The sequence below is a fragment of the Zhihengliuella sp. genome (assembly GCF_031178195.1).
Taxonomy (GTDB): domain Bacteria; phylum Actinomycetota; class Actinomycetes; order Actinomycetales; family Micrococcaceae; genus Zhihengliuella.
This window is the reverse complement of sequence record NZ_JAPSJL010000003.1, coordinates 156226-172349: the sequence shown is the minus strand read 5'-3', so window position 1 is coordinate 172349 and position 16124 is coordinate 156226. Positions and strand designations below refer to the sequence as shown.

Annotated in this window: 13 protein-coding genes; 5 read left to right on the top strand and 8 right to left on the bottom strand. The window is 73.5% G+C overall.

The window, feature by feature from the left end; translation table 11 throughout:
• Positions 1–19 precede the first annotated feature (19 nt).
• Positions 20–1939 (top strand): AMP-dependent synthetase/ligase, encoded by a 1920-nt coding sequence (locus RIN46_RS05855; RefSeq protein WP_309080404.1) that lies wholly within the window; start codon positions 20–22, stop codon positions 1937–1939.
• 43 nt (positions 1940–1982) lie between these two features.
• Here RIN46_RS05855 and RIN46_RS05850 read toward each other — a convergent pair whose 3' ends face one another.
• The 4 genes from RIN46_RS05850 to RIN46_RS05835 form a co-directional block, all read right to left on the bottom strand.
• Complete coding sequence (locus tag RIN46_RS05850) at positions 1983–3212, bottom strand: DUF1461 domain-containing protein (RefSeq protein ID WP_309080405.1); 1230 nt, start codon at positions 3210–3212, stop codon at positions 1983–1985.
• Between the two features lie 201 nt (positions 3213–3413).
• Entirely contained in the window at positions 3414–4883 is a 1470-nt protein-coding gene (gene ahcY, locus RIN46_RS05845; protein WP_309080406.1) for an adenosylhomocysteinase, read from the bottom strand.
• 62 nt (positions 4884–4945) lie between these two features.
• Positions 4946–5131 carry a hypothetical protein gene (locus RIN46_RS05840; protein WP_309080407.1) on the bottom strand — a complete coding sequence of 62 codons (186 nt, stop codon included), beginning with the start codon at positions 5129–5131 and terminating at the stop codon, positions 4946–4948.
• Between the two features lie 85 nt (positions 5132–5216).
• A complete protein-coding gene (locus RIN46_RS05835) occupies positions 5217–5645 on the bottom strand; it encodes a DUF3499 domain-containing protein (RefSeq protein WP_309080408.1) in 429 nt (142 codons plus the stop codon).
• A 55-nt stretch (positions 5646–5700) separates the two neighbouring features.
• Here RIN46_RS05835 and RIN46_RS05830 point away from each other — a divergent pair, with 55 nt between their 5' ends.
• Complete coding sequence (locus tag RIN46_RS05830) at positions 5701–6240, top strand: metallopeptidase family protein (protein WP_309080409.1); 540 nt, start codon at positions 5701–5703, stop codon at positions 6238–6240.
• Positions 6241–6294: 54 nt separating this feature from the next.
• The gene (locus RIN46_RS05825) at positions 6295–6699 is read left to right on the top strand and encodes a VOC family protein (protein WP_309080410.1); all 405 of its coding nucleotides are present in this window, start codon (positions 6295–6297) and stop codon (positions 6697–6699) included.
• A 142-nt stretch (positions 6700–6841) separates the two neighbouring features.
• Here RIN46_RS05825 and RIN46_RS05820 read toward each other — a convergent pair whose 3' ends face one another.
• From RIN46_RS05820 to RIN46_RS05810, 3 genes are read right to left on the bottom strand one after another with little or no spacing between them, the layout of a single operon-like run.
• Positions 6842–9247 carry a DUF5719 family protein gene (locus RIN46_RS05820; RefSeq protein WP_309080411.1) on the bottom strand — a complete coding sequence of 802 codons (2406 nt, stop codon included), beginning with the start codon at positions 9245–9247 and terminating at the stop codon, positions 6842–6844.
• On the bottom strand, positions 9244–12681 hold the full coding sequence (locus RIN46_RS05815) for a glycosyltransferase family 2 protein (RefSeq protein ID WP_309109441.1): 3438 nt from the start codon (positions 12679–12681) through the stop codon (positions 9244–9246). The genes RIN46_RS05820 and RIN46_RS05815 overlap by 4 nt, the downstream gene beginning before the upstream one ends.
• Positions 12585–13172: a WhiB family transcriptional regulator gene (locus RIN46_RS05810; protein ID WP_309080413.1), complete on the bottom strand. Its 588-nt coding sequence runs from the start codon at positions 13170–13172 to the stop codon at positions 12585–12587. The genes RIN46_RS05815 and RIN46_RS05810 overlap by 97 nt, the downstream gene beginning before the upstream one ends.
• Before the next feature lie 281 nt (positions 13173–13453).
• Between RIN46_RS05810 and RIN46_RS05805 the strand changes: the two genes are divergently transcribed.
• On the top strand, positions 13454–14248 hold the full coding sequence (locus RIN46_RS05805; protein WP_309080414.1) for a TIGR03089 family protein: 795 nt from the start codon (positions 13454–13456) through the stop codon (positions 14246–14248).
• Here the strand turns inward: RIN46_RS05805 and RIN46_RS05800 are convergent.
• Entirely contained in the window at positions 14221–14793 is a 573-nt protein-coding gene (locus RIN46_RS05800; RefSeq protein ID WP_309080415.1) for a GtrA family protein, read from the bottom strand. The genes RIN46_RS05805 and RIN46_RS05800 overlap by 28 nt on opposite strands.
• Positions 14794–14955: 162 nt before the next feature.
• On the opposite strand from RIN46_RS05800, the gene RIN46_RS05795 reads away from it, so the two are divergent.
• A complete protein-coding gene (locus tag RIN46_RS05795; protein ID WP_309080416.1) occupies positions 14956–16122 on the top strand; it encodes a 5-(carboxyamino)imidazole ribonucleotide synthase in 1167 nt (388 codons plus the stop codon).
• The last annotated feature ends 2 nt before the right edge of the window (positions 16123–16124 follow it).

The window sequence follows — 16124 nt, the reverse complement described above, 5'->3', positions numbered from 1 at the left end:
TCGCTAGACTGTCGGCTGGATGACCACCTCACCAGGGAGAACCCCCGTGCGCGAAGCCAGGACCGATCTGCTCGTCGAACTACCGAAGTCCTACAACGTCACGCAGCTGCTGCTGGACCGGCTCGAGCGCGAGGGGACTCCCCCGATCTACCGGGTCCGCGACGCCTCCGGCCGCTGGGCCGACGTCGCGACGCGGGAGTACGTGGACTTGGTCCGCCGGCTCGCGAGGGCCCTCCTCGGCGTCGGCGTCACACCCGGCTCGGCCGTGGCGATCATGTCCCGGACCCGTTACGAATGGGCTCTGGTGGAGCAGGCGATCTGGTTCGCCGGGGCCGTCTCCGTGCCAATCTACGAGACCAGCTCCGCCTACCAGATCGAGTGGATCCTGCGCGACTCGGGGGCCCGCCACGTCTTCGCGGAGAACGCCGAGCGCGCCGCCACCGTCGCCACGGCTGTCGAGGGGCTCGGCGAACCGGTGCAGACCTTCTGCTTCGACGCCGCCCACTCCGTCGCCGGCGGGGCCGTCGCCGGAGGCGCCACGGGCGGCCGGGCGCCGCTCGGCGTGACCTCGGGCAGCGATCTGGCACTCCTCCTCGCCGCCGGCGAGCGCTCGCCCGTCACGGACGAGCAGGTGGAGTCCGCCCGCACGTCCGCGGGGTACGACGACGTGGCGACCCTCGTCTACACGTCCGGGACCACGGGGCGGCCCAAGGCCTGCCGGATGACCCACGGGAACTTCGCCGGCGTCGCCGTGAACCTGGTCCCGCACATGCGCCAGGTGGTCCACGAGGGGTCGCGGACGCTCATGTTCCTGCCCCTGGCGCACGTCCTCGCCCGCGCCGTGCAGCAGTGCTGCGTGCACTCCGGCACCACGGTGGCCCACTCGCCGTCGATGGCGACACTGATGGAGGACCTGGCCTCGTTCCAGCCGACGTTCCTGCTCGCCGTGCCGCGGGTGTTCGAGAAGATCCGCACCGGGGCGCTCGCCAAGGCCGAGGCCGCCGGGAAGGGCGCGCTGTTCGTGCGCGCGGAGCAGGTCGCGATCGCGGTGTCCCGGCACCGCGACGCCGTGGCCCGGGGCGAGGCGGCGCGACTGCCGGTGCGCACCCGCGTCCAGCACCTGCTCTTCGACCGGATCCTCTACCCGAAGCTGCGTGGCGTCCTGGGCGGCCGGGCCCGCTTCGCGATCTCGGGCGCAAGCGCCCTGAACGACGAGCTCGGCCACTTCTTCCGCGGTGCCGGCGTCCAGCTCCTCGAGGGGTACGGGCTGACCGAGACCACGGCCCCGGCGACGGTGAACCAGCCGCACTACGTGCGCATGGGCACCGTGGGCATCCCCATCCCGGGTACCACCGTGCGGATCGCGGACGACGGCGAGGTGCTGCTGCGCGGCGTGGGCGTGTTCGCGGGCTACCGCAACAACGAGGAGGCCTCCGCCGAGGCCTTCACCGAGGACGGCTTCTTCCGCACCGGGGACCTCGGCGCGCTCGACGACGACGGGTTCCTGACCATCACCGGCCGCAAGAATGACCTCCTCGTCACCGCCGGCGGCAAGAACGTCTCCCCGGGCCCACTGGAGGAGCTCGTCCGTGCGAGCCGGATCGTGGACCAGGCCGTGGTGGTCGGAGACGGGCGGCCGTTCATCGGGGCGCTCGTCTCCCTGGACCGCGACGAGCTCTCCGCGTTCCTCTCCGGGCGCGGGCTGCCGCAGATGACGGTCCGGAAGGCGGCGGAGCATCCCGAGGTCCTCGCCGAGCTCCAGCGCGCGATCGACGAGGCGAACCGGACTGTCTCGCAGGCCGAGGGCGTCAAGAAATTCGCCGTGATCGACCACGAGTTCACAGAGGAGTCCGGGCATCTGACGCCGTCGCTCAAGCTCAAGCGGGCCGCCGTGGTGGACACCTGCGCCGCGGACATCGAGGCGCTCTACCAGAGGTGAGCGAGGAGGGCGCGGACAGGACGCGACCGTCCAGTGCGCCCGATCAGGACCGGCGGCCGAAGACCAGGGCGCGCGAGCGCTGGCGCCGGCCGGCCGTCGGCCAGGTGGCGATGAGCGTGACCACCACGGCGACGAGGACGAGCGCCCCGACGGCGATGGCCGAGTCGACCCAGAACTGCTCCGGATAGAGGCGGATCAGCGCATCCGAGTAGCGGAAGGTCCAGGTCCCGTCCGCGAAGAGCACGGAGTGGACGGTCGTGAAGAAGGCGCCCCAGTTGATCACCGCGGCCAGCGCGATCACCGCGGCGAGGACCACGGTGGCCACCGCCCCCGAGAAGAGCGCGCGGCGCGGCCCGCCCGGATAGCGAAGGGCGAGATACCAGAGGCCCACCAGGGTGAGGCCGAGCAGGACGAGCCCCGCGGCGAACGCCGTGCCCAGCACCGCCTTCACGTCCGCCATGTGGGCGACCTCCGAGGCCAGCAGCAGCGGGTCGCCGCCGCCGTCGCGGAGGCCGGCCAGGAAGTCGGGCCCGGCCGCGTTGTTCAGGTAGTCCACGCCGTACGAGCCGTAGGTCAGGCGCGTCTCCGTGTCCCAGCCGAACTGGTCCGCGGGGAAGCCGGGACGGTGGTACTCGACCCAGAGGAACCAGGGGCTGGCCACGGCCTTGAGCGCGCCGACGACGAGCAGGAACGGGTAGAGGACCGCCAGCAGGGCCTGCACGATGCGCGGCATGACCGGCTTGGCGCGCAGGGCCGCCTCGCGGGCCTCTCCCCGCCGACGGCGACCCTCCGCATCGGAGACCGGCGCCGAGACCGGGGCGGGAGTGGATCGCTGCGCGACCTCCTCCGCGTTGCGCAGGACGCGCGAGCGGGGCGCACCCGAGGGGGCGCTGGCCCGCGCCGCGCTCAGCAGGGGATCCTCACCGTCCTGAACCGGGGCGGATGAGGGGGCAGGCGCCGGCCGCGACGCGCGCAGCTGCGCGCGCGTCACCGGAGCCGCCTCGGAACCGGGCCCCGGCCCGGACGCAGCGCCCGGGTCGACCCCGGCTGCTGGTCGCGACGTCCCGGCGGCCGCCGGCGCCACCTTCGGCGTCGGGTTCGTCGCCGGCGTCGGATCGCTCGCAGCCTTCGCGTCGGTCCCCGGCTGCGGATCGGCCTCGGGCTTCGCGGCGGTCCCGGGCTTCGGATCGGTCCTGGGCTTCAGATCGGTCGACGCACCGTCGCGGCCTGCGACGGCGGCCGTCTTCGTCGTGGCCGCGTCCTTCTCGCTCATCCAGTTCCTTTCAAGCGGGGGTCTACGTCCACCCTAGTGGGCAGGCGCCCGGCAGCCCCGGAAGGGCGCGGAACGGCCGGAGGCCCGGCCCCTCCCCCGGAGGGGCGGCGCCGGGCCTCCGTCACGGCGAACACGGCGGAGCGGGCTGCCTGCCGGGGTGGCTCCGCGCCCGCTCCAGGCCGCTGCGCGCCGGGGCCGAGGTCAGTACCGGTAGTGGTCGGCCTTGAACGGGCCCCCGACCGGGACGCCGAGGTAGTCCGCCTGGTCGGCGGAGAGCTCGGTCAGCTCCACCCCGAGCGCGTCCAGGTGCAGGCGTGCCACCTTCTCGTCGAGGAGCTTCGGGAGAACGTAGACCTGCTTCCCGTACTCGCCCGTGCCGGCCTTGGTGAAGAGCTCGATCTGGCCGATGGTCTGGTTGGCGAACGAGTTCGACATGACGAAGCTCGGGTGACCCGTGGCGTTGCCGAGATTCAGCAGGCGCCCCTCGGAGAGGACGATGATGGAGCGCTCGCGGTCCGTCCCGGCGTCGAACACCCACTCGTGGACCTGCGGCTTGATCTCGACCTTGCGCACACCGTCGACGGCGGCGAGCCCGGCCATGTCGATCTCGTTGTCGAAATGCCCCACGTTGCCGACGATCGCCTTGTCCTTCATGCGCAGCATGTCCGCCGCCATGATGATGTCCTTGCCGCCCGTGGTGGTGACGAAGATGTCGCCCTGCTCCACCACGGAGTCCAGACGGGCGACCTGGTAGCCGTCCATGGCGGCCTGCAGCGCGCAGATCGGATCGATCTCCGTGACGACGACGCGCGCTCCCTGGCCGCGCAGCGCCTCGGCAGCGCCCTTGCCGACGTCTCCGTAGCCGCAGACGACGGCGACCTTGCCGCCGATCAGCACGTCCGTGGCGCGCATGATGCCGTCCGGCAGGGAGTGCCGGATACCGTACTTGTTGTCGAACTTGGACTTGGTGACGGAGTCGTTGACGTTGATCGCGGGGAACAGCAGCTGCCCGGCCTCGGCGAGCTGGTACAGCCGCATGACGCCCGTGGTCGTCTCCTCGGTGACGCCGAGGATCCCCGCGGCGAGACGCGTGAATTTCTGCGGGTCCGCGGCCAGCGACTGGCGCAGCCGGTCGAGGATGATCGTGTACTCGTGCGAGTCGGCGTCCGTGGTCTCCGGGACCGCTCCGGCGGCCTCGAACTCGACGCCCTTGTGGAGCAGGAGCGTGGCGTCGCCGCCGTCGTCGAGGATCATGTTGGGCCCGAGGTCCGGGTCCTCGGCGGCGCCCGGCCAGGTGAGGATCTGCTCGGCGGTCCACCAGTACTCCTCGAGGGACTCGTTCTTCCAGGCGAACACGGGGACGCCCTGCGGGTCCTCGGGGGTCCCGTCCGTCCCGACGACGACGGCGGCCGCGGCCTCGTCCTGCGTGGAGAAGATGTTGCAGCTGGCCCAGCGGACCTCGGCGCCGAGCGCCACGAGCGTCTCGATGAGCACCGCGGTCTGCACGGTCATGTGCAGCGACCCGGCGATGCGGGCGCCCTTGAGCGGCTGAGCCTCTCCGTACTCGGCGCGCAGCGCCATCAGCCCGGGCATCTCGTGCTCGGCGAGGCGGATCTGGTGGCGGCCGGCCTCGTGGAGGCCGATGTCGGCGATCTTGTAGTCGAAAGTCATCCGGGTTCTCTCCGTCGGGTGGGGCGGGGCGGTCTGGCGGGGCGGGGATCGGAAGGCGTGCCTCAGGAGGCGGGTGCGGCCGTCTCCGGGGGCAGGAGCACGGGGATCCCGTCGACGATCGGGTAACGGAGGCGTTCGCCGTCGGCGGCGGCGTCCACGGAGACGAGGTAGTCGCCGTCGAGGGCGAGGGCCGAGCCGGTCGCGGGGCAGCGGAGATCGGCGAGGAGCTGCACAGAGATATGGGCCATTGCCCCAGTCTAGGCGGTGTCCGGGGCGCCCCGGCGATCCCCGGTGACGCCGCGAGACGCCCGACCGGGGACCGCCGGCGAAGCCCTACTCGTTCGGCTCGCGGAGCATCCGCAGGTTGGGCCGGTCGCCCGGGTGCGGGACCCCGTCGATGCCCGAGTCCGCCGGTGGCGTCAGCGGCTCGCGGCTGCGCTGGGGCTGGTCGTTCTGCGTCGGGCCGTCGTGGTCGCCCCCGTCCGCAGTGGCCGAGCTCGGGGTCTCGCTGACGGCGTCGGCCAACGCGGAGAGCTCGTCGGGGGCCAGCCGGGGCGCATCGGGGATCTGCAGGCGCATGACATTCCAGCCGCGCGGTACCGTCATGCGGTTGGCGTGCGTGACGCAGAGGTCGTAGCAGTGCGGCTCGGCGAAGGTGGCGAGCGGCCCCAGCACGGCCGTGGACTCGGCATAGACGTATGTCAGGGTGGCGATGGCCGGTTCCTGACAGGCCGAGCGCGAACACAGTCGAATGGATCCCACGAGGAACCACCCTACCCGCAGGCGGCCACGGGACGGTGGAGGCTAAGCTCGTTTCATGGGTAGCTTCACGTTCGATTCCGGCTCCGTCGACGGGCCGCCGAACGCACGCGGGTTCTGGCGCCGCCGTCGCAATCGCCACGGCCGCGGACTGCGCGGGCCCCTGCTGCTGCCCCAGCTGCCCGGCTCCCGCACCCGCCAGGAGCGCTTCGAGGAGCTGGTGGCGGAGTCGGAGCTCCGGCTCGAGCAGCTCCATCCGCACCGGCTCTCGGCCGTGCAGTTCCTGGTCTCCTTCGCGCCGGAGAAGGCGGCGTTGGACCGGGCGGAGGCACGCAACGCGAGCGTGCCGCTGGGGCGAAGCGTCCGCTACAAGGCCACCCCGGCGGATGCTCCCGGCGAGGGCGGGGCCGCGAAGAAGGGGCCCCGCGAGGAGATCGTGGTGTACCGCAAGCCGGTCGAGGAACTCTGCCTGTCGCCGGGCGACCTCCCCGACCTGGTGCACGACGTCCTGGTGGAACTGGTCGGCGAGCTCCTGGACATGGACCCGTACGACGTGGACCCGGCGTATGGTCGCAGTACTCTGCGCGGGCCCCAGTAGCACTGGAGGGCCGAGCCCCAGCAGGCGGCAACCGATTCGAGGAGAGGCAGAACAGTGAGGATCCACCTGACGAGCGTCCTGGTCGACGATCAGGAGAAGGCCGAGCGCTTCTACACGGACGTGCTCGGCTTCCGGAAGAAGTACGACATCCCGATGGGAGCGGACCGCTGGCTGACCGTGGTCTCCCCCGAGGATCCGGACGGCACCGAGCTGCTGCTGGAGCCGAGCGGTCACCCGGCGGCCGGCCCGTTCAAGGAGGCGCTCGTCGCCGACGGGATCCCGTTCACCGCCTTCGAGGTGGACGACGTCCGGGCGGAGTACGAGCGGCTCCGGGGCCTCGACGTGCGCTTCACCCAGGAGCCGACGGAGATGGGTCCGGTCACCACGGCGGTCCTGGACGACACGTGCGGCAACCTCATCCAGATTCAGACGGCCCCGGCCCCCGCACCCGGGGACTGACCGGGCCCAGGGGGCATGCCCCCCGGCGGGAGGGCGGAGCGAGGGGTCCCGGCGGAACGCCGCCGGGACCCTTCGTTCGCCGATCAGTTTCGTTCGCCGCGATCAGTGCGTGGTGGCGGCGCTGGCGCCTCGTGGCCAGTGCTCAGTGGACGATGTCGACGGCGATGTTCCGCTGGCCCTCGCTGGGCGGGGGCACCGGCAGCACGGAGATGCCGTGCCCGCCGTCGGTCAGCGTCCGCTGCGCCGCGTAGACCGGCTCGCCGGCGGCGTCGATCAGCACGGCTGCCACGCCCTCGCCGAGGTCGCTCAACGCGAGCGCCTGCGTCCGCGTCGGCTGGATCCCGACGGTCCGGACCTCGCCGATCGTCCCGTCGGCCGAGACGGGACGCACCTCCACCGTGGCCTCGCCGCCGGCGGAGGCCATCAGGAGCTCGGTGTCGCCGAGCTGCGGCGGCACCACGACGTGCTGGTTGGCCAGCCGCGTGGCGGAGGGCGCCCAGGCGAAGTCCGTCGGCACCTCGCCGTCGCCCGTTCCGGCCCGTACGGAGCGGGCTCCCGCCACGACGGACTCGGACGACTGGAGGGCGACCGTGTAGGTCCCCTCGGGCAGCTCGGCCAGGCTGAACGCGGTCACCGAGTCGGCCGCAGCCGTCACCGTGGCCCCGCCGGGCATCTCCACCTCGCCGGACGGGCCGAAGACGCGCAGGTCCAGCTCGGCGTCGACCGTGCTCGGATTGGCGACCTGGAGCTGCGGCACGGCATCGGAGTAGTCGACGTCGGAGTCCGGCCTCGCCTCGGGCGCCTGGACCACGATGCCGGGGACCATCTGCTGCCGCGCCGCCGGCGCGCCGGCGTGCAGGTAGTCCACGCCGCCGGGGGTGAGCCCGCGCAGAACGGACTGCTGGACGACGGCGTTCACGGCCGCGCCGGTGGAGGTGACGTGGACGCCCACGGCCGGGTCGTCGGGGATCATGCCCGCCAGGACGATGCTGCGGGACTCCCCCGGCGCCAGCACGATCCCGCGCAGGTTCGCCGCGTCGGCCCGTCCCGTGGTCCCGACCAGCTCGAGGTCCACCGTCGCGGCGGACTCTGACGGGTTGGCCAGCATGAGCAGACCCGTGCGGCCGACCTGCGTGGAGACACCGGTGATCCACTGGTCGTTCGACGGCGCCTGGCACGTGGTCGCCGCGTAGCCGGCCAGATCGCCGTCGTTCGCGTTGAAGCTGCGGGACATGCCGGCCAGGGACTTCAACCCGCCGAGGGGCTGGGCGCGGAGCACGGCCCATCCCGGGTGGTCGACGCTGCTGGCCGTCTCGGCCGTCTGGCCGGTGTAGCCCTCGGCGCTGGAGCCCGAGGACTCGGCGGCCTCGTCCTCGGGGATGCGCTCGACCAGCCGCTGCAGCACGTCGCCGCCGAGCGCGGAGATCTCGGCGCCAGGCAGGCGCTGGGCCGCGTCGCTGACCACGGTCGCGCGGATGGGCGAGGAGGCCGTCTCCGACTCCGGGGCGAACTCCGGGTCGCTCCCCTCGGCCGTCGTGCCCTCCACGATGCGCGGCTCCGGCGCACAGGAGAGCACCGCGTCCCCGGCCGGCACCGTCGCCTGCGTGACGCCGAGGTCGACGGCCGCGTTGGGCAGGGGGAGCAGGCTCGCGGCGGTCGCGCCGCCGCCGGCGACGACCACCAGGCCGGCGCCGACGGCCGCGGCGAGCAGCCGGCGGGTACGACGGCGCTTCTCACGCTGCGCGCGACGGCTGCCAGCGGCTGCGGTTCCCGCCACCGCGGCGGAACGGCTCGGCGCGTCGGCCGCCGGAGCGCTCGCACGCGCCGCGCCGGCATCCTCGGCTGCGTCGGCCGGGGCACCCGCCGACGCGCCGGGGGCGCCCGTGGCTCCGTCCTGGGCGGCGGCCTCGTTCTGGCCCGCCCCGTCCTGGGTGGCGGCCTCGTTCTGCCCCGCGCCCTCCGGCGCCGCGGCCGCGGCGGCGGGCGCGGCCTTGGACGCGATTCCCGGCTCGGAGGTCGTGGCGGAGGCCTCCGCGCTCCCGCTCCCAGGTCCCGCGTCGGCGACGGCTGGGCGTGCCCCGGTTTCGGTTTCGGTCTCGGTCTCGGTCTCGGTCTCGGTCTCGGTCTCGGTCTCGGGCCGATGTCCGGGCTCGCCGCGGGCCTCTGGAACGTCCGCTGCCACCTCGTCCGTGGTGCTGGTCTGCGGGGCCGGGTCAGCCGTCGGATCCGGGCCGGCGGAGGCCCCGGGGGCCGCAACGGCTTCGGACGCGTCGTCGTCTTCGCGGGCTACGGCGCGCTCGGAGGCCGCGGTGGGCTCGGAGGCCTCGGCGCGCTCGGGGGCGTCGTCGTGGTCGCCGAGGGCGGCCAACGCCTCCTCCAGGTCGCGCCGATGATCATCGGCGGCGTCGTCCGTCGAACGGGGATCTCCCGCCCCGGTCACCGACGCGGCTGCGACCGGCTGCGGCAGACCGCTGGGCTCCGGGTCCCCGGCGCGGCCCAGCGGGTTCTCGCGCTCGGGATCCTGGTTCTGGCGCTCCTGCTGGCTCATCGGGCTTCCTTCTCCATCGGCTCGTCCGCGGCGTCGAGGCCGGTCTCATCCTCCTCGGCATGGCCCTCGTGCCGCCAGCGCGGCTGCGCGACGGCCGCCCGCCGGCGCGCCCGGAACGGGAGCACGAGCAGGACGGTGAGGATCAGGACCGCCACCTGCAGGATCGCGATCGGCAGCCGCAGCGGGCTGACGTGCCACACCCGTAGCTCGCCCGCCACCGGCGGCAGCTCGAAGGCCTGGGCCCACCCCGCGGTGGTCCCGTGCAGGGGCCGGCCGTTGAACGTCGCGTGCCAGCCGGTGTCGGCGCGCTCGGCGAGCACGACCACCCGCCCCGTCGACCCGGCCGGGACGGACTCGTCCGCCACGCGCCCGCGGTCGTTCTCCACGAGGTGCTGCACCACGCCGTCGTTCTCGATGCGCACCCGCGCCGCGAAGTCGCCGGTGCCCTCCGCCTCGCCGGCAGCGTCGTGGACGCGCCAGAGCCAGCCGGCGCCGGTCCTGCCGACGCTGGCCAGGCCGGGCACCACGTTGATCTGGGAAGCGAGGAACTCGCCGCCGGCGCTCGTGTCGTCCAGCACGACGAACGCCACGCCGAGGTCGCGCAGGTCCTCGCGCGGGTCGATGCCCTGGCCGGAGACGATCGCCGCCACGGTCGCCCGCAGGGCCGTGGTGGCGGCGTCGTCCTCCCGGCGCTGCTGCTCCAGCAGGGAGCCGTAGAACTCATGGGTCTGGGCGACCACCGCGGAGGCGTCCAGCGTGGCACCGCCGCCGCTGACGAGCGACGCCTGGATGACGCCGGCCTCGCGCTGGTCGATCACGAGGGTCCGGGTCTGGTACTCGCCGGTGCCGCGGTCGGCGGCCGTGGCGGGCAGGGTGCGCTCGGGCGCGGCCTCGAGGCGCATCCCCGGCCCGTGGAGCGAGCCGGCGGCGAGCCAGCCCCCGGCGGTGAGCACCAGGGCGAGCACGGCCAGGACGGCGCCGGCGTTCACAAGCCCGCGGCGCCCGCCACTGAGCGCAGGGCGACCGTCGCGCACGGCGTCCGGCTGGCGGGCCTGCGTCGCGCCGATGGCGGCGGCGATCAGGAGGCCGATCAGGGCGACGGAGACGAAGCTACCCGTGTAGGGAGTGACGGCGACGCCCTGGTCCAGCCCCGTGGCGATCAGCTGTGCGCCCAGGGATGCGGCGAGGCCGACGACGGCGACCGTCCATCCGGCGCGGGCGGCCCATCCGGCGCGGGCCGGTAGCAGTGCGCCGACGATCGCGAAGGCCAGCACCGGCAGCGCGACGAGCGCCGCCCCCACTAGGATCCACGGGAGCAGGTCGGCACCCGCCCAGGGCGCCGGGAGCCACGACGGCGTCTCCGCCGGGGCACTCAGTACCTCCGGGAAGCCGAGCAGTCGCTGCCAGAGCGGTGCGGCGGTGAAGGCCTGCGGCAGCCCTGGATCGGCGAAGAGCACGCGCGGATTCTCGAAGGCCCCGGCGATGAGCCCGGCCGTGGCCGCCAACGCCGGTACCGGGACCCACCAGAGGGTCCGGGCGCGGCGGCCGGTGGCCAGCGCCAGGGCGACCGTCGCGGCGATCGCGGGCACCAGCAGCGCTGGTGCCGCCGAGACGACGGCGGCCAGCGCGAGCGCGGCCCCCGCGGCGGCGGTCCATGAGGGGACGCCGCCGACGCCCGGGCGCTCGGGCGCACCGGCGTCGTCGTACTCGTTGAGGCCGTCCTGCCCGCGGCGGCGGGCTCCGCCGATGCTGCGGACCATGCCGAGCGCGACCAGCGGGAGGAGCACGTGAACGACGACGGCGCCCAGGCGCCCGCCGGCGAGGGCCGCCTGCAGCGCGGGGGCGAGCGCCCAGAGGAGCGCTCCGATCAGGCGGATCGCTCGGGAGCCGGTGACGGCGCCGAGCGCCAGCCAGGCGAACACCGCCGCCAGCGGCATCGCGGCGAGCGCGAAGACCGTGACCGCGGCGTTCGTGTGGCCGAGGCCCAGGCCGCCGAGCATCACGAGGACGAGGTCGAAGGGATCGGGCGGGCCGCCGATGCCCGCGCCCGTGGACTGCCACCAGGTGGTGGCGCTGGTCCAGAGGTCGGAGAGGTCGGCGGTCACCGGGAGCGCCGAGCCGCCGGACACGGCCGCGGCGCCGATCACGTGGCGCAGGCCGACGAGCGAGAGCACGAGCGCGGCGCCGGTGGCCAGGATGGCGCTGACGATCGAGCTGGTGCGGTGCGGCGTGGCGATCGCGGCGAAGTCGTCGTTCGCGTCGCCGGAGGGGTTCGACGCCTCGAGCGAGCTGCCGGCGCCGTCGCCGACCACGCCGTCGTGGTGGGCGCCGGTGAGCTGGTGCCGCCGGTGCTCCCGAACGTCGCGTCGGTCGGTCATCAGCGGTTTCACGGCGGACCGTCGCTGGCGCCTCGTCCGCGCCGCGCGTCGGCGGGAGCGGACCAGGCCGACGGGGCTGAACACGGCGAGGAAGGAGGCGGCCAGCTGACCCGCGCCGTAACCCGGGTCCTTGGCGACCAGGCCGGCGAGGAAGCGGCCGAGGCCCCCGAGCAGCGCCCCGATCGCGATGAACGGCACGGCCAGCGCTGGTGCGTGCTTCAGGCGCAGGTAGACCTGCGAGCGCCGCGCGGCGAGCGGCCCGGAGATGCTCTTGACCGCGTCGGCCACGTGGTACATCCGGGCACGGGGGACGACGACGACGCGATGTCCCGCGAGCCGGTTCCGCCACGCGAGGTCGAGGTCGTCGCCGATGCCCGGCAGGGCGGGATCGAAGCCGTCGAGCAGTTCCCACGCGTCGCGCCGGATCAGCAGGCCGGCGGAGTTCACGGCGAAGGCGTCCGAGCGGTTGTCGTACTGGCCCTGGTCGAGCTCGTCCGCCTCGATCATCGTGAGCCGCTCGCCGGCGCGGCTCATGGACAGGCCCACGTCGAGCAGGCGGCGGGGCCGGTCGGCGTCGAGCTGCTTGCAGCCGGCGATGGTGACCGACGGGCTGGTCTCCACGGCACGGAGCAGGTGCTCCAGCGCGTCGTGGGCCGGCGCCGAGTCGTCGTGGATCAGCCAGATCCAGTCCTGGAGGTCGGCCTGGGCCTCGGGCAGTCGACCGCGCAGCCCCTCGGCCACCGAGTGGCCGAACCCGCGGGGGACGGTTCGGACCACCGTGGCGCCGTCGGGCAGGAGCTCCTCCAGCAGGTCTGCGGAGCCGTCCCGCGAGGACGCGTCGACGCCGATGCAGGCATCCACGGGTCGGGTCTGGGCGGCGAGGGCCTCGAGGGTTCGGGGAAGGAAGGCGGCACCGTTGTGCGTCGCGACGACGGCGGTGACCCGGACGTGCTCGGAAATCAGACCGCTCGCTTCCGCAGCCGGCGGCGCTCGCGTTCCGACAGCCCGCCCCAGATCCCGAAGCGCTCGTCGTTCGAGAGCGCGTACTCGAGGCACTCGGCGCGGACGTTGCACGCGCCGCAGACCTTCTTGGCATCGCGGGTGGAGCCGCCCTTCTCGGGGAAGAAGGCCTCGGGATCGGTCTGCGCGCACAGCGCCTCGGTCTGCCAGCCGAGCTCGCCCTCGTCCTCGGCGTCGCCGATCAGGCCGAGCCAGAGGTTCCGCTCGGCCGGCCGCGCCTCGGCGGGTCGCTCGCCGGAGCCCTGGAGCGCCTCGCCGTCGCGGTGGGGACCGTCCGCGTACAGCTCCTGGACCGCCCCGAGCCGGTCCCCGCCGGGGGCCTCGGAGCCGAGGCCGGCCGCCTCGTGGGCCGCCAGGAACGCCGTGGCCTGGTCCTCGAGCTTCAGGGAGGATTCGCGGAACCGCTCCGCCGCGGCGTCGTCGGCCGGGTCGAGGAACCAGTCCGCCGGAACACCGCGCGAACCGTAGTGCTTGGAGGCCTGCGCGGCGGCAGAGTTGTGCTCATGAATGCGTTCGGGTGTCCCCATTGTTGAGCCCTTCGACTGTCCAGGTGGTGGTTCCGGCGGATGACTCTCGTCTTGCGCGCGATTGCATGGTTCGGGCGGTCGGCTACCTTGAGAGGGAAGCGGGCCGTGCCGCCGCCATAATTACACTTGTGTAACTCCACCCCGTCAAGCGGGCTGGGGGATTTTAGAGACTCCGGACCGGCGTGTCCCGGCACGCCACGCCGAGTGGATTCCGCGCCAGTCCGGCCAGAACACGACATCCGCGGATTGTCAGGGTTTTCACAGCAACTCGAGGAGCGAGCATGACCGGAAAATCTTCATCATCGGATCACACCCCGTTCACCGGCGCCGAGGACGTGCTGCGTCCGCTCCGGGCCTCGGCGGCCCCGCTGCTCGTGTGGCACGGGGCCGGCGGGGAGCGCGTCGAGCTCTCCGGCCGCGTCTTCGACAACTGGGTCGCCAAGTCGGCGAACCTCCTGGCCGAGGAGTACGACGTCGAGCCGGGCACCGCCGTCGTCCTGGACCTGCCCCCGCACTGGAAGTCGCTCGCGCTGGCGTTCGCCGCCTGGCAGCGTGGCGCCGAGGTGCGCGTGGACCCGTCGGCTCCCGGCGACCTCCTGGTGACCGACCGGCCCACCGAGCTGCTGGGACTGCGGGCGGACGCCGGGGCGTCCGGGGGCGAGGTCCTCGCCGTCGCGCTGGGATCCCTGGCCCCGGCGTACGACGGCGACCTGCCGCCGGGCGCGGTCGACTTCGCGGCCGAGGTTCGCGGCTACGGCGATCTCTGCGAGCCGGAGTCCACCCTTCCGGCGGGCCCGTCCCTGCAGACCGCCGACGGCGCCGAGGTCACCTACGACGAGCTCTTCCGCGGCACAGCCCCCTCCGGCGGCGCGGGAGACGGACTCGAGGAGCGGCTCCCGGCGGGCGGGGGCACGGCCGCGCTCGCGACCGAGTCGCTCGAGCGGGCGCTGCGCGTCGCCGTCGCCCTCTTCCGACGGAACGACGCCCTGGTCCTGTTCGGCCGGGACCGGACGGGAGCGGGCGTCGAGGCGTCGCAGCGGCTGCTGGATCAGGAGGGCGCGACGGTCCTGGTCTGACCGGTCGAGTCGTCGACGTCGTCGTCCGCCGCGTGCCGGCCGTGGGCCTCGCGGCCGAGGTGGGCGAGCTCGTGGTCGTGCGCGAACTCGGGCTCGGCGTCCAGCTCCGCCGTGAAGACCCAGAACCGGTAGGCGAAGAAGCGGAAGATCGTGCCGAGGATCAGGCCGACCACGGAGCCGGCGATGAAGAGGCTGGTGGTGTCCGTCAGCTGGAGGATGTACTTGGTGACCCAGACGCACGCAGCGGCGATGCCGAGGCCGATCGCGTTCATCACCACGAACATCACCAGCTCACGCGCCACGTTGGCCTGGCGGCGGTGGCGGAACGTCCAGTAGCGGTTGGCCACCCAGGAGAAGATGGTCGCCACGGCGCCTGCGACGATCTTGGCCTTGACCTCGGAGCCGGCCATGTGCCCGGACATCAGCCAGACGAAGATGCCGGTGTCGACGACGAAGGCCGCCGCACCGACTGTTCCGAACTTCATGACCTCGCGCCAGAGCAGCGAGACGAGACCACGAACGCGCTGGGTGAGTGCGCTGAACATATCCCTCCAGGATGTTTGGGGCGCGTCGGCCACGGGGGCGGACGGCGTACAGCCTCTCATTTTACGTCCGCGCCCTGCAGATTCTCTGGGAACAGGGCCGCCCGGGCGCGTGCGTTGGGTCACCGCGCCCGCCCGGCGGCACGGCTTCGGTAGGCTGGGCGGGTGACTTTTCCTGTGATTGGTGTAGTAGGCGGGGGCCAGCTGGCCCGGATGATGGCGCCCCAGGCGGTGCATCTCGGATTCGAGCTCCACGTGCTGGCGGAGGGGCCGGACGTCTCGGCGGTGCCCGCCGTGTCCCAGGCGCCCGTGGGCGACTACCGGGACCTGGAGGCCCTGCGGGCCTTCGCCCGGGGCAAGGACGTGGTGACCTTCGACCACGAGCACGTCCCCACCGAGCACCTGCAGACGCTCATCGCCGAGGGCGTGAACGTCCAGCCGCGCCCCGATGCCCTGGTCCACGCCCAGGACAAGCTGGTCATGCGCCGCGCCGTCGAGCGCCTCGGCCTGCCGAACCCGCGCTGGCGCGAGGTCGCCACCGTGGAGGAGCTGACGGCGTTCGGCGAGGAGATCGGCTGGCCGATCGTGCTGAAGACGCCGCGCGGCGGCTACGACGGCAAGGGCGTGCGGATCGTCGCCTCCCCGGCCGAGTCCGCCGACTGCGCCGACTGGTTCACCACCGCCGACGGCACCGGCCGGTCCCTGCTGGCCGAGGACAAGGTCGAGTTCTCCCGGGAGCTCTCCGCCCTCGTGGCGCGCACGCCCGGCGGCGAGGCCCGCGCCTGGCCCGTGGTGCACACCATCCAGGTCGACGGCGTGTGCGACGAGGTGATCGCACCGGCCCCGGACCTGGACCCGGCGGTTGCCGCCGCCGCGCGCGACACGGCCCTGCGGATCGCCGAGGCCTTCGGCGTCACGGGCGTCATGGCCGCCGAGCTGTTCGAGACCCCCGGCGAAGGGGTCGGCTTCGTCATCAACGAGCTCGCCATGCGCCCGCACAACACCGGTCACTGGACCATGGACGGCGCGGTGACCAGCCAGTTCGAGCAGCACCTCCGGGCCGTCCTGGACCTGCCGCTGGGCGACACGTCGCCGCTGGGAGAACGGGTGGTCATGAAGAACTACCTGGGCGGCGCCAACGCGGATCTCTACTCCATGTTCCCGGCCGCGCTGGCGGCCGAGCCGCGCGCCAAGGTCCACGCCTACGGCAAGTCCGTGCGCCCGGGCCGTAAGATCGGGCACGTCAACGTCGTCGCCGAGCGGGGGGAGAGCGTCGACTCCCTGCGCGCCCGGGCCGACCACGTGGCCGCACTGATCCGCGATGGAGAGTAAAG

Bases quoted from the DNA above. Each gene is read 5' to 3' on its own strand.
- RIN46_RS05855 (WP_309080404.1), top strand. From the start codon at position 20: ATGACCACCTCACCAGGGAGAACCCCCGTGCGCGAAGCCAGGACCGAT.
- RIN46_RS05850 (WP_309080405.1), bottom strand. From the start codon at position 3,212: ATGAGCGAGAAGGACGCGGCCACGACGAAGACGGCCGCCGTCGCAGGC.
- ahcY (WP_309080406.1), bottom strand. From the start codon at position 4,883: ATGACTTTCGACTACAAGATCGCCGACATCGGCCTCCACGAGGCCGGC.
- RIN46_RS05840 (WP_309080407.1), bottom strand. From the start codon at position 5,131: ATGGCCCATATCTCTGTGCAGCTCCTCGCCGATCTCCGCTGCCCCGCG.
- RIN46_RS05830 (WP_309080409.1), top strand. From the start codon at position 5,701: ATGGGTAGCTTCACGTTCGATTCCGGCTCCGTCGACGGGCCGCCGAAC.
- RIN46_RS05820 (WP_309080411.1), bottom strand. From the start codon at position 9,247: ATGAGCCAGCAGGAGCGCCAGAACCAGGATCCCGAGCGCGAGAACCCG.
- RIN46_RS05810 (WP_309080413.1), bottom strand. From the start codon at position 13,172: ATGGGGACACCCGAACGCATTCATGAGCACAACTCTGCCGCCGCGCAG.
- RIN46_RS05805 (WP_309080414.1), top strand. From the start codon at position 13,454: ATGACCGGAAAATCTTCATCATCGGATCACACCCCGTTCACCGGCGCC.
- RIN46_RS05800 (WP_309080415.1), bottom strand. From the start codon at position 14,793: ATGTTCAGCGCACTCACCCAGCGCGTTCGTGGTCTCGTCTCGCTGCTC.